The 14,709-nt window shown below is 48.9% G+C and carries 4 protein-coding genes; all 4 read left to right on the forward strand.

Translation table 11 applies throughout. The annotated features are described in order from the left end of the window. Positions 1-199: 199 nt before the first annotated feature. The 4 genes from N39L_RS32070 (at position 200) to N39L_RS32085 (ending at position 14,218) form a co-directional block, all read left to right on the forward strand. Positions 200-3,400, forward strand: a complete 3,201-nt coding sequence (locus N39L_RS32070) for a Calx-beta domain-containing protein (protein ID WP_014277459.1) — start codon at positions 200-202, stop codon at positions 3,398-3,400. Positions 3,401-3,728: 328 nt separating this feature from the next. Beyond that, complete coding sequence (locus N39L_RS32075) at positions 3,729-6,935, forward strand: Calx-beta domain-containing protein (RefSeq protein ID WP_434221610.1); 3,207 nt, start codon at positions 3,729-3,731, stop codon at positions 6,933-6,935. A gap of 334 nt (positions 6,936-7,269) precedes the next feature. Next, positions 7,270-10,743 carry a pre-peptidase C-terminal domain-containing protein gene (locus tag N39L_RS32080; RefSeq protein WP_014277461.1) on the forward strand — a complete coding sequence of 1,158 codons (3,474 nt, stop codon included), beginning with the start codon at positions 7,270-7,272 and terminating at the stop codon, positions 10,741-10,743. 328 nt (positions 10,744-11,071) lie between these two features. Then, positions 11,072-14,218: a Calx-beta domain-containing protein gene (locus N39L_RS32085; protein WP_014277462.1), complete on the forward strand. Its 3,147-nt coding sequence runs from the start codon at positions 11,072-11,074 to the stop codon at positions 14,216-14,218. Positions 14,219-14,709: the final 491 nt, after the last annotated feature.

Here is a 14,709-nt window from a genome sequence, read left to right on the forward strand (position 1 = left end):
TTGGGGGATTTGTCAAGGGGTAAAAGTGGGTTTTTTTGGCTGTGAAAAAGGGGGATTTTGGAAGTGCGATCGCCTGGGGGCTGTGGGGGTTGACATCATCTGTGAGCGACCATAGAATGGTCATGGTGGGAAAATGTGATCTACAGCCTCTAGCATCTCAGGGCTCTGCGATGTATGAGAATAAACCAGGTGAAATATTATGGAAAATACCAGGGAAATATTAGTGGCGATAATCCCGGAACCATCGGATTATCCGAATCCCCTACCCCCATTGGGATTCAGCGGTGATGTGTCCGTAAATCCACTAACAGCAGCAGCCCAAATCGAGGCGGCATTAACTCAGGTTAACCAACAATTAACAGAGTTTGTCGCCTCAGCTAATTTTCAGGGGGATTTACAAACGGCTTTCGGTGCATCTACGGATGTGGAATTAGGAGCAACTATTATTGAGGCTTTGAGTCAGGGAGAAACACCAAATCTCAAAGTTCTTTCGGCTGCGTCTATGAATGGTGCTGATGGGGCTTTTGACTCGGTGACGGGTACGGTGTATTTATCGGATGCCATAATTCACAGTGAGAAACTGGTGGATGTGATAACGGAGGAATTTGGGCATTATATAGACTCCCAGCTCAACGAAATCGACTCCCCAGGAGATGAGGGTGAGTTATTTATGCGCCTGGTGAATGGGGAAGCGTTGAGTGAAGCTGATATCACGGGGTTAAGGAATCAGGATGATTGGGGGTTAATCTGGGTAGAGGGAGAACCGGTAGCAGTACAGATGTCCGCGTCGCCAGAGTTCGCCTGGACGCGCCTGTTGGGAATCAGTGAGGGGGACTGGGCTAGTGCCCTGACCACCGGTAGGGATGGGTCTATTTATGTGGCGGGCGATACTAGGGGCAACCTAGATGGACAAACCAATAGTGGTGGTAGGAGTGATGCCTTTGTCACCAAGTACCAGCCCAATGGCACTAAAGCCTGGACGCGCCTGTTGGGAACCAGTGAGAATGACGAGGCTCTGGCCCTGACTACGGGTAGTGATGGGTCGATTTATGTGGCGGGTATGACTCTGGGCGACCTAGATGGACAAACCAATAGTGGTAGCTATGATGCCTTTGTCACCAAGTACCAGCCTGATGGTACTAAAGCCTGGACGCGCCTGTTGGGAACCAGTAGTTGGGACTGGGCTAATGCCCTGACTACCGGTAGTGATGGGTCGATTTATGTGGCGGGTATGACTCTGGGCGACCTAGATGGACAAACCAATAGTGGTAGCTATGATGCCTTTGTCACCAAGTACCAGCCTGATGGTACTAAAGCCTGGACGCGCCTGTTGGGAACCAGTAGTTGGGACGAGGCTCGTGCCCTGACCACGGGTAGGGATGGGTCGATTTATGTGGCGGGCTATACTGCGGGCGACCTAGATGGACAAACCAATAGTGGTGGCTGGGATGCCTTTGTCACCAAGTACCAGCCTGATGGGAGTAAAGCCTGGACGCGCCTGTTGGGAACCAGTGAGACTGACTGGGCTCGTGCCCTAACCACGGGTAGGGATGGGTCGATTTATGTGGCGGGTATGACTCTGGGCGACCTAGATGGACAAACCAATAGTGGTAGCTATGATGCCTTTGTCACCAAGTACCAGCCTGATGGTACTAAAGCCTGGACGCGCCTGTTGGGAACCAGTAGTTGGGACGAGGCTCGTGCCCTGACCACGGGTAGGGATGGGTCGATTTATGTGGCGGGCTATACTGCGGGCGACCTAGATGGACAAACCAATAGTGGTGGCTTGGATGCCTTTATCACTAAGTATCAGCCTGATGGTACTAAAGACTGGACGCGCCTGCTGGGAAGCAGTAGTTCGGACGGGGCTAATGCCCTGACCACCGGTAGGGATGGGTCGATTTATGTGGCGGGCTATACTTATGGCAACCTAGATGGACAAACCAATAGTGGTGGTAGTGATGCCTTTATCAGCAAGTTAATTGTTGATGAGGATGAGGATTTACCCCAAATTACCATCGCAGACACCCAGCTAAAAGAAGGCGATCGCGATCGCACTAATGCTCGTTTTGTCGTCACATTAGATAACCCTAGCAGCGAAAGGGTAACAGTTAATTATGCTACCGCTGACGGTACCGCTACCGTCAGAGACCGAGACTATCGACGCACGGCGGGAAGGCTGGTATTTCAACCCGGTCAAACCCGCCAAGTTATTAATGTTCCCGTGTTTGGAGATACTAAAGTAGAACCCGATGAAACCTTTACCGTCAACCTCAGTAACCCTCAAAATGCGGAATTAGGAAGGCGGCGTGCTACCGGAACTATTCTGAATGATGATATTATAGTGCCCCAAATTACCATCGCAGACACCCGGCTAAAAGAAGGCGATCGCGATCGCACTAATGCTCGTTTTGTGGTGACATTAGATAACCCTAGCCCGGAGAGGGTAACAGTTAATTATGCTACCGCTGACGGTACCGCTACCGTCAGAGACCGAGACTATCGACGCACGGCGGGAAGGCTGATATTTCAACCCGGTCAAACCCGCCAAGTTATTAATGTTCCCGTGTTTGGAGATACTAAAGTAGAACCCGATGAAACCTTTACCGTGAACCTGAGTAGACCTCAAAATGCGGAATTAGGAAGGCGGCGTGCTACCGGAACTATTCTGAATGATGATGTCCCCCAAATCTCTATCAGAGACACCCAGCTAAAAGAAGGCGATCGCGGTCAGACTAATGCTCGTTTTGTGGTGACATTAGATAACCCTAGCAGCGAAAGGGTAACAGTTAATTATGCTACCGCTGACGGTACCGCTACCGTCAGAGACCGAGACTATCGACGCACGGCGGGAAGGCTGATATTTCAACCCGGTCAAACCCGCCAATTTATTAATGTTCCCGTGTTTGGAGATACTAAAGTAGAACCCGATGAAACCTTTACCGTCAACCTCAGTAACCCTCAAAATGCGGAATTAGGAAGGCGGCGTGCTACCGGAACTATTCTGAATGATGATGTCCCTGGGAATAATAACCCACAACCTAAACCACCCAATGACGATCGCTTCTCTTCTGCGGAAAACCTGGGTAGACTCACCGGAGAAATTGTCAGGACTGACCGCATTGGTTTTGCATCAGGAGGCGATCGCAATACCGAGGACTATTACCGCTTTCACCTCAATCGTGAAGGTACTGTTCAAGTGGTCTTGGATGACCTATTTCAAAATGCTAACCTGCAATTTTTGGGTAGTACAGGGGACATAATTAATCAATCCAGAAACCCTGGTACTGATCCCGAAATTATCACCCAACGAAAACTCGAACCGGGAACTTATTATGTGCGGGTATTTCCCCACCTGGGGGCTCGCACTCCATATAGATTAAGCATTGACTTGATTTAGTGAAATGATGTGGGGTGGGGTGTTTAACCTCACCTCCTCACCACCAACCCTTTCCAGAAATTGGGGTGGGGGGTGAAAACCTTTATATATATGCCGGCACGGATTCCCATTCTTTAATGATAAGTCAAGTTGGGGGATTTGTCAAGGGGTAAAAGTGGGTTTTTTTGGCTGTGAAAAAGGGGGATTTTGGAAGTGCGATCGCCTGGGGGCTGTGGGGGTTGACATCATCTGTGAGCGACCATAGAATGGTCATGGTGGGAAAATGTGATCTACAGCCTCTAGCATCTCAGGGCTCTGCGATGTATGAGAATAAACCAGGTGAAATATTATGGAAAATACCAGGGAAATATTAGTGGCGATAATCCCGGAACCATCGGATTATCCGAATCCCCTACCCCCATTGGGATTCAGCGGTGATGTGTCCGTAAATCCACTAACAGCAGCAGCCCAAATCGAGGCGGCATTAACTCAGGTTAACCAACAATTAACAGAGTTTGTCGCCTCAGCTAATTTTCAGGGGGATTTACAAACGGCTTTCGGTGCATCTACGGATGTGGAATTAGGAGCAACTATTATTGAGGCTTTGAGTCAGGGAGAAACACCAAATCTCAAAGTTCTTTCGGCTGCGTCTATGAATGGTGCTGATGGGGCTTTTGACTCGGTGACGGGTACGGTGTATTTATCGGATGCCATAATTCACAGTGAGAAACTGGTGGATGTGATAACGGAGGAATTTGGGCATTATATAGACTCCCAGCTCAACGAAATCGACTCCCCAGGAGATGAGGGTGAGTTATTTATGCGCCTGGTGAATGGGGAAGCGTTGAGTGAAGCTGATATCACGGGGTTAAGGAATCAGGATGATTGGGGGTTAATCTGGGTAGAGGGAGAACCGGTAGCAGTACAGATGTCCGCGTCGCCAGAGTTCGCCTGGACGCGCCTGTTGGGAATCAGTGAGGGGGACTGGGCTAGTGCCCTGACCACCGGTAGGGATGGGTCTATTTATGTGGCGGGCGATACTAGGGGCAACCTAGATGGACAAACCAATAGTGGTGGTAGGAGTGATGCCTTTGTCACCAAGTACCAGCCCAATGGCACTAAAGCCTGGACGCGCCTGTTGGGAACCAGTGAGAATGACGAGGCTCTGGCCCTGACTACGGGTAGTGATGGGTCGATTTATGTGGCGGGTATGACTCTGGGCGACCTAGATGGACAAACCAATAGTGGTAGCTATGATGCCTTTGTCACCAAGTACCAGCCTGATGGTACTAAAGCCTGGACGCGCCTGTTGGGAACCAGTAGTTGGGACTGGGCTAATGCCCTGACTACCGGTAGTGATGGGTCGATTTATGTGGCGGGTATGACTCTGGGCGACCTAGATGGACAAACCAATAGTGGTAGCTATGATGCCTTTGTCACCAAGTACCAGCCTGATGGTACTAAAGCCTGGACGCGCCTGTTGGGAACCAGTAGTTGGGACGAGGCTCGTGCCCTGACCACGGGTAGGGATGGGTCGATTTATGTGGCGGGCTATACTGCGGGCGACCTAGATGGACAAACCAATAGTGGTGGCTGGGATGCCTTTGTCACCAAGTACCAGCCTGATGGGAGTAAAGCCTGGACGCGCCTGTTGGGAACCAGTGAGACTGACTGGGCTCGTGCCCTAACCACGGGTAGGGATGGGTCGATTTATGTGGCGGGTATGACTCTGGGCGACCTAGATGGACAAACCAATAGTGGTAGCTATGATGCCTTTGTCACCAAGTACCAGCCTGATGGTACTAAAGCCTGGACGCGCCTGTTGGGAACCAGTAGTTGGGACGAGGCTCGTGCCCTGACCACGGGTAGGGATGGGTCGATTTATGTGGCGGGCTATACTGCGGGCGACCTAGATGGACAAACCAATAGTGGTGGCTTGGATGCCTTTATCACTAAGTATCAGCCTGATGGTACTAAAGACTGGACGCGCCTGCTGGGAAGCAGTAGTTCGGACGGGGCTAATGCCCTGACCACCGGTAGGGATGGGTCGATTTATGTGGCGGGCTATACTTATGGCAACCTAGATGGACAAACCAATAGTGGTGGTAGTGATGCCTTTATCAGCAAGTTAATTGTTGATGAGGATGAGGATTTACCCCAAATTACCATCGCAGACACCCAGCTAAAAGAAGGCGATCGCGATCGCACTAATGCTCGTTTTGTCGTCACATTAGATAACCCTAGCAGCGAAAGGGTAACAGTTAATTATGCTACCGCTGACGGTACCGCTACCGTCAGAGACCGAGACTATCGACGCACGGCGGGAAGGCTGGTATTTCAACCCGGTCAAACCCGCCAAGTTATTAATGTTCCCGTGTTTGGAGATACTAAAGTAGAACCCGATGAAACCTTTACCGTCAACCTCAGTAACCCTCAAAATGCGGAATTAGGAAGGCGGCGTGCTACCGGAACTATTCTGAATGATGATATTATAGTGCCCCAAATTACCATCGCAGACACCCGGCTAAAAGAAGGCGATCGCGATCGCACTAATGCTCGTTTTGTGGTGACATTAGATAACCCTAGCCCGGAGAGGGTAACAGTTAATTATGCTACCGCTGACGGTACCGCTACCGTCAGAGACCGAGACTATCGACGCACGGCGGGAAGGCTGATATTTCAACCCGGTCAAACCCGCCAAGTTATTAATGTTCCCGTGTTTGGAGATACTAAAGTAGAACCCGATGAAACCTTTACCGTCAACCTCAGTAACCCTCAAAATGCGGAATTAGGAAGGCGGCGTGCTACCGGAACTATTCTGAATGATGATATTATAGTGCCCCAAATTACCATCGCAGATACCCAGCTAAAAGAAGGCGATCGCGGTCAGACTAATGCTCGTTTTGTGGTGACATTAGATAACCCTAGCAGCGAAAGGGTAACAGTTAATTATGCTACCGCTGACGGTACCGCTACCGTCAGAGACCGAGACTATCGACGCACGGCGGGAAGGCTGATATTTCAACCCGGTCAAACCCGCCAAGTTATTAATGTTCCGGTGTTTGGAGATACTAAAGTAGAACCCGATGAAACCTTTACCGTCAACCTCAGTAGACCTCAAAATGCGGAATTAGGAAGGCGACGTGCTATCGGAACTATTCTGAATGATGATGTCCCTGGGAATAATAACCCACAACCTAAACCACCCAATGACGATCGCTTCTCTTCTGCGGAAAACCTGGGTAGACTCACCGGAGAAATTGTCAGGACTGACCGCATTGGTTTTGCATCAGGAGGCGATCGCAATACCGAGGACTATTACCGCTTTCACCTCAATCGTGAAGGTACTGTTCAAGTGGTCTTGGATGACCTATTTCAAAATGCTAACCTGCAATTTTTGGGTAGTACAGGGGACATAATTAATCAATCCAGAAACCCTGGTACTGATCCCGAAATTATCACCCAACGAAAACTCGAACCGGGAACTTATTATGTGCGGGTATTTCCCCACCTGGGGGCTCGCACTCCATATAGATTAAGCATTGACTTGATTTAGTGAAATGATGTGGGGTGGGGTGTTTAACCTCACCTCCTCACCACCAACCCTTTCCAGAAATTGGGGTGGGGGGTGAAAACCTTTATATATATGCCGGCACGGATTCCCATTCTTTAATGGTAAGTCAAGTTCGGGGATTTGTCAAGGGGTAAAAGTGGGTTTTTTTTGCTGTGAAAAAGGGGGATTTTGGAAGTGCGATCGCCTGGGGTGGCCAGGGGGTTGACATCATCTGTGAGCGACCATAGAATGGTCATGGTGGGAAAATGTTACGTTACCTACAGCCTCTAGCATCTCAGCGCTCTGCGATGTATGAGAATAAACCAGGTGAAATATTATGGAAAATACCAGGGAAATATTAGTGGCGATAATCCCGGAACCATCGGATTATCCGAATCCCCTACCCCCATTGGGATTCAGCGGTGATGTGTCCGTAAATCCACTAACAGCAGCAGCCCAAATCGAGGCGGCATTAACTCAGGTTAACCAACAATTAACTGAGTTTGTCGCCTCCGCGAATTTTCAGGGGGATTTACAAACAGCTTTCGGTGCATCTACGGATGTGGAATTAGGAGCAACTATTATTGAGGCTTTGAGTCAGGGAGAAACACCAAATCTCAAAGTTCTTTCGGCTGCGTCTATGAATGGTGCTGATGGGGCTTTTGACTCGGTGACGGGTACGGTGTATTTATCGGATGCCATAATTCACAGTGAGAAACTGGTGGATGTGATAACGGAGGAATTTGGGCATTATATAGACTCCCAGCTCAACGAAATCGACTCCCCAGGAGATGAGGGTGAGTTATTTATGCGCCTAGTGAATGGGGAAGCGTTGAGTGAAGCTGATATCACGGGGTTAAGGAATCAGGATGATTGGGGGTTAATCTGGGTAGAGGGAGAACCGGTAGCAGTACAGATGGCTCACAACACTATGAGAGATGCCTTAAATATGGGTGTCATCACATCTCAAGGAAGGGTGATTAGCGATCGCATTGGCTTTCGTGAAGAAGGTGTGTTGAACTCACAAGATTTTTATAAGTTCAGCATCAGCGAGGATAGCGAGGTTAACCTGACTCTTGACCAACTGCGAGCCAATGCTAACGTTGAGATTTTGGACGGGGATGGTAGCACGGTAATATTCCGGTCTACTGAACCGGGTCGCCGCCCGGAAGAGATTACGGAAAACTTAGGTGCAGGGGATTACTATATCCGAGTTTTTCCCAATGGCAGGAGCGATCGCACTAGCTATCGCTTGGGGGTAAGTGCAGAAGCCTTAGCAATGGGAGAAGGCAAAGACACCATCGCTACAGCCCAAAACCTAGGTAATATCGGACCAGAAGGAGTCAGCGAAGTTGACCGAATTGGCTTTGGTCGGGGTAAAAGCCGAGACACACAAGACTTCTTCAAATTTAGTATCGCGGAAAATAGCGAATTCTTACTGACCCTGGACGACCTCAGGGCTAATGCTAACGTCCAACTCCTAGACGCAGATGGCGAAACTATTCTCGAACAGTCCACTAACCCAGGTCGCCAGGCTGAAAAAATTAGCACGGATTTAGAAGCTGGCGATTATGTGGTGCGGGTGTTCCCCGTAGGTAACGCCAGAACCCCATATCGCCTGGGTATGAGTGCTAACCCTAGCATCATCGAAGACGACGACAGCAAACCTGGTATCACTTTGGGGCCAGTTACTCAAGCTACCCCTGTTAACCAAACTGGCAATGTTGGTTCCGGTACAGGTCGGCGACGGGACACTCAAGACTGGTACAATTTCACCCTGCCAGTAGATAGCGATGTTAACTTGACCCTAGACCGACTGAGAGCGAATCTTAATGTATACATTTACGATGAAGACGGCGATTTAGTAGAGCGGGGTACAAACCCAGGTCGCCAAGCTGAAAAAATTGAACTAGAAGGACTCGAAGCGGGAACCTACTATGTAAAAGTTACCCCGGTGGGCAACGCCCGGAGTAACTACAGGTTGGGTATCACGGCAGCTATTGCTGAAATTGATGACTATGCCACTCCAGAAGAGGCTCTCGATTTCGGTAAGGTTGTTCCAGGGGATGACATCCCTTCGATTCGGAACAGTGTAGGTTTCACTCTGGGTCGTTCCGGTCGGGACGAACGAGACTGGGTACGCTTTGAACTAACTAAAGATGGTTTTGTTGATATCAACCTGACTGGCTTGCGTCAGAACATCGATATGCGTTTGTACGACGGTGATGGTAAAACCGTTCTGCAAACAGCAGATAAAAAGGGTCGTGCTAACGAAAATATTAGCGATTTCTTAGATGCTGGTGTTTACTATGTGCAAGTATTCCCCAATGGCAATGCTCGCAGCGAATACCGACTAAGTATCAATACTGGTATCATCTACGCGCTTGATAAGTTCGATGTGGGTGACCTGTTGTCCCTAGAGGAGGGTTACACCAACAGCGATCGCATTGGTTTTGCTGAAAGCGGTATTCGTAACGCCACCGATCGCTATGAGTTCACTCTTGAGAGTGAAGCTGAAGTTGATATTTCCCTAACCGGACTGCGAGGAAATGCCGATATTCAGCTAAAAGAGACCAACGGTAGTCTGTTGTTTGACTCAACCAATCCCGGCAACCAAGCAGAACAGATTAGCCAAGAACTCCGAGCCGGAACCTATTATCTGGATGTGGTTCCCGTGGGTAATGCCAGAACAGTCTATAACCTGGATATTATGGCGATAACCGACTCGGTAGACCCAGATGGTGGTCCTGTACCTGGTTCTTCTTTGTTCAATGATTTGGGAGTGCTAACTGAAGATTACAGTAAGATTGATAGAGTAGGTTTCGGCACAGGTAGCCGTCGCGACCAGGTAGACTACTATGGCTTCCGGCTTAACGAAGCCAAATCCCTGGCGATCGGCCTAGAAAACCTGAGAGATAATATCAATCTGGAATTACTAGATAGTTCTGGTAGCGTGATGTTTGAATCTCGCAACCCAGGAACAAGGGACGAAAAAATCGAACAAGATTTAGACCCCGGCACTTATTATGTAGCCGTTCGGCCCCAAGGTAGCGCCCGTGGTGAGTACACCCTGAAGATTATAGATGAGGATCTGCCGAAAATCAACATCGCAGACACCCGGCTAAAAGAAGGCGATCGCGATCGCACTAATGCTCGTTTTGTCGTCACATTAGATAACCCTAGCAGCGAAAGGGTAGTGGTTGATTATGCTACCGCTGACGGTACCGCTACCGTCAGAGACCGAGACTATCAAAGCACGACGGGAAGGCTGATATTTCAACCCGGTCAAACCCGCCAATTTATTAATGTTCCCGTGTTTGGAGATACTAAAGTAGAACCCGATGAAACCTTTACCGTCAACCTCAGTAGACCTCAAAATGCCGAATTAGGAAGGCGACGTGCTACCGGAACTATTCTGAATGATGATACCAAACCGGGGAATAATAATCAACAACCTGAACCACCGGACGATCGCTTCTCTTCTGCGGAAAACCTGGGTAGACTCACCGGAGAAATTGTCAGGACTGACGAAATTGGTTTTACGGAAGGAGGCGATCGCAATACCGAGGACTATTACCGTTTTCACCTCAATCGTGAAGGGACTGTTCAAGTGGTCTTGGATGACCTATTTCAAAATGCTAACCTGCAATTTTTGGGTAGTACAGGGGACATAATTAATCAATCCAGAAACCCTGGTATTCAGCGGGAAATTATCACCCAACGAAAACTCGAACCGGGAACTTATTATGTGCGGGTATTTCCCCACCTGGCGGCACGCACTCCATATAGATTAAGCATTAACTTGATTTAGTGAAATGATGTGGGGTGGGGTTTTTAACCTCACCTCCTCACCACCAACCCTTTCCAGAAATTGGGGTGGGGGGTGAAAACCTTTATATAATATATGTCGGCACGGATTCCCATTCTTTAATGGTAAGTCAAGTTCGGGGATTTGTCAAGGGGTAAAAGTGGGTTTTTTTTGCTGTGAAAAAGGGGGATTTTGGAAGTGCGATCGCCTGGGGTGGCCAGGGGGTTGACATCATCTGGTGGAGACAATAGAATGGTAGTTGCGGGGGAATGTGAGGCCAGATACTATTTGATAGGTTTGCGATGTCGGCCCATCTACCAGGTGAAATATTATGGAAAATACCAGGGAAATATTAGCGGCCATAATGCCGGAACCGTCGGATTATCCCAATCCCTTACCCCCACTGGGATTCAGCGGTGATGGGTCCGTAAATCCACTAACAGCAGCAGCCCAAATCGAGGCGGCATTAACTCAAGTTAACCAACAATTAACTGAGTTTGTCGCCTCAGCGAATTTTCAGGGGGATTTACAAACCGCTTTCGGTGCATCTACGGATGTGGAATTAGGAGCAACTATTATTGAGGCTTTGAGTCAGGGAGAAACACCAAATCTCAAAGTTCTTTCAGCCAGGTCTATGAATGGTGCTGATGGTGCTTTTGACTCGGTGACGGGTACGGTGTATTTATCGGAGGGGGTAATTCACAGTGAGAAACTGGTGGATGTGATAACCGAGGAATTCGGGCATTATATAGATTCCCAGCTCAACGAAATCGACTCCCCAGGAGATGAGGGTGAGTTATTTATGCGCCTGGTGAATGGGGAAGCGTTGAGTGAAGCAGATATCACCGGGTTAAGGAATCAGGATGATTGGGGTTTCATCTGGGTAGGGGGAGAACAGGTAGCAGTACAGATGTCAGGGTCGCCAGAGTTCGCCTGGACAGACCTGCTGGGAAGTGGTAAGACTGACCGGGCGTGGGCTCTAACCACCGGTAGTGATGGGTCGATTTATATGGCGGGCTGGACTGAGGGAAACCTAGATGGACAAACCAATAGTAGTGAGCGGGATGCCTTTATCACTAAGTACCAACCTGATGGCAGTAAGGACTGGACGCGCCTGTTGGGAACCAGTCATTGGAACGAAGCTCGTGCCCTGACCACCGGTAGTGATGGGTCGATTTATGTGGCGGGCTTGACTTGGAACTTCCTAGATGGACACCCCAATAGCGGCGAATGGGATGCCTTTGTCACTAAGTACCAACCCAATGGCAGTAAGGACTGGACGCGCCTGTTGGGAACCAGTGAGAATGACGAGGCTCTGGCCCTGACTACGGGTAGTGATGGGTCGATTTATGTGGCGGGTAGGACTGAAGGCGACCTAGGTGGACAAACCAATAGCGGCAACTATGATGCCTTTATCACTAAGTACCGCCCTGATGATACTAAAGTCTGGACGCGCCTATGGGGAACCAGTGAGATTGACGAGGCTGTTGCCCTGACCACCGGTAGGGATGGGTCGATTTATGTGGCGGGCTGGACTGAAGGCAACCTAGATGGACAAATCAATAGTGGTGGTAGGGATGCCTTTGTCACTAAGTATCAGCCTGATGGCAGTAAGGACTGGACGCGCCTGTTGGGAACCAGTGAGACTGACCAGGCTCATGCCCTGACCACTGGTAGGGATGGGTCGATTTATGTGGCGGGCTATACTGGGGGCAACTTAGATGGACACGCGAATAGTGGTGGCTATGATGCCTTTATCACCAAGTATCAGCCTGATGGCACTAAAAGCTGGACGCGCCTGTTGGGAACCCCTGGGAGTGACGGGGCTTTTGGTTTGACCACGGGTAGGGATGGGTCGATTTATGTGGGGGGCTGGACTTCCGGCAACCTAGATGGGCACACCAATAGTGGTGGCGAATGGGATGCCTTTATCACTAAGTATCAGCCTGATGGCAGTAAGGACTGGACGCGCCTGCTGGGAAGCGGTGAGGATGATGTGGCTTATGCCCTGACCACGGGTAGTGATGGGTCGATTTATGTGGGGGGGATAACTTCCTTCAACCTAGATGGACAAACCAATAGTGGTGACGAATGGAATGCCTTGATCAGCAAGTTAATTGTTGATGAGGATGAGGATTTACCCCAAATTACCATCAGAGACACCCAGCTAAAAGAAGGAGATACTGGTCGCACTAATGCTCGTTTTGTGGTGACATTAGATAACCCTAGCCCGGAGAGGGTAGTGGTTAATTATGATACGGCTGATGGTACGGCTATGGCTGGGGAAGATTATCGACGCACCACGGGAAGGCTGATATTTCGCCCCGGTCAAACCCGCCAAGTTATTAATGTTCCGGTGTTTGGGGATACTAAAGTAGAACCTGATGAAACCTTTAGGGTAATTCTCAGTAGGCCTCAAAATGCCGAATTAGGACGGCGACAAGCTACGGGAACTATCCTGAATGATGATTTCCCCCAAATCTCTATCAGAGACACCCAGATAAAAGAAGGCGATCGCGATCGCACTAATGCTCGTTTTGTGGTGACATTAGATAACCCTAGCCCGGAGAGGGTAGTGGTTAATTATGATACGGCTGATGGTACGGCTACGGCTGGGGAAGATTATCGACGCACCACGGGAAGGCTGATATTTCGCCCCGGTCAAACCCGCCAAGTTATTAATGTTCCGGTGTTTGGGGATACTAAAATAGAACCTGATGAAACCTTTAGGGTAATTCTCAGTAGGCCTCAAAATGCCGAATTAGGACGGCGACAAGCTACGGGAACTATCCTGAATGATGATTTCCCCCAAATCTCTATCAGAGACACGGAAATCATAGAAGGAGATACTGGTCGCACTAATGCTCGTTTTGTGGTGACATTAGATAACCCTAGCCCGGAGAGGGTAGTGGTTAATTATGCTACCGCTGATGGTACGGCTACGGCTGGGGAAGATTATCGACGCACGACGGGAAGGCTGATATTTCGCCCCGGTCAAACCCGCCAAGTTATTAATGTTCCGGTGTTTGGAGATACTGAGGTAGAACCCGATGAAACCTTTACGGTGAACCTCAGTAGACCTGAAAATGCCCAATTAGGACGGCGGCGTGCTACCGGAACTATTATCGATGACGATCGCTCCTCTAATGCGGTAAACCTGGGTAGACTCACCGGAGAACCCATTGTGATCAATGACGAAATTGGTTTTACGGAAGGAGGCGATCGCAATACCGAGGACTCTTACCGCTTTAACCTCAATCGTGAAGGTACTGTCCGAATTATCCTAGATGAACTATTTGAAAATGCCAACCTGCAATTATTGGGTAGTACAGAGGAAATAATTGATCAATCCAGAAATCCTGGTAATCAGCGGGAAATTATTACCGCCCGAAATCTTGAACCGGGAACTTATTATGTGCGGGTAGTTCCCCACCTGGCGGCTCGCACTGAATACAGATTGAGCATTAACTTGGTTTAGTTGCTTTTCACCCCACCTACTCACCACCACCTACTACCCTGGCTGCCAAGGGGGTGGGGGGTGAAACCCATTATATATGTCGGCACGGATTTCGATTATTTAATAATAAGTCAAGTCGGGGAATTTGTCAAGGAAAAAAAATGGGTTTTTTGGTAGTGATGCTACAGATACCGAAAACCCGGCGGGGAAATATCTGGTAGTGCTGAGTTATTGTAACTTTTTGTAAAAAAGTGGCGACTAATTTATGATTTCTCCTCATCCCATACTGGGTGGGGAATTCGGGGGATTCGTAGTGAGGATAAAACCGCAATAACCCATAAAAATACTGGAAATGATTAGTTATAAAAAAGCCTGTTACACATTTAATCAATATGAAGCCACTCATGATTTGAGCCTAAAATTAGGTTGTGAGAAAATCTTTACAAAATCTTTATAAAAAAAAATTGACATTTCTGATGAAGGTGTTACGATAAGGATATCAACTGAGAATG

Source organism: Limnospira platensis NIES-39 (assembly GCF_026000695.1).
Classification (GTDB): Bacteria; Cyanobacteriota; Cyanobacteriia; order Cyanobacteriales; family Microcoleaceae; genus Limnospira; species Limnospira platensis.

What these genes read in the sequence shown, in the direction of transcription:
- N39L_RS32070 (WP_014277459.1), top strand. Translation starts at nt 200, where the DNA reads ATGGAAAATACCAGGGAAATATTAGTGGCGATAATCCCGGAACCATCG.
- N39L_RS32075 (WP_434221610.1), top strand. Translation starts at nt 3,729, where the DNA reads ATGGAAAATACCAGGGAAATATTAGTGGCGATAATCCCGGAACCATCG.
- N39L_RS32080 (WP_014277461.1), top strand. Translation starts at nt 7,270, where the DNA reads ATGGAAAATACCAGGGAAATATTAGTGGCGATAATCCCGGAACCATCG.
- N39L_RS32085 (WP_014277462.1), top strand. Translation starts at nt 11,072, where the DNA reads ATGGAAAATACCAGGGAAATATTAGCGGCCATAATGCCGGAACCGTCG.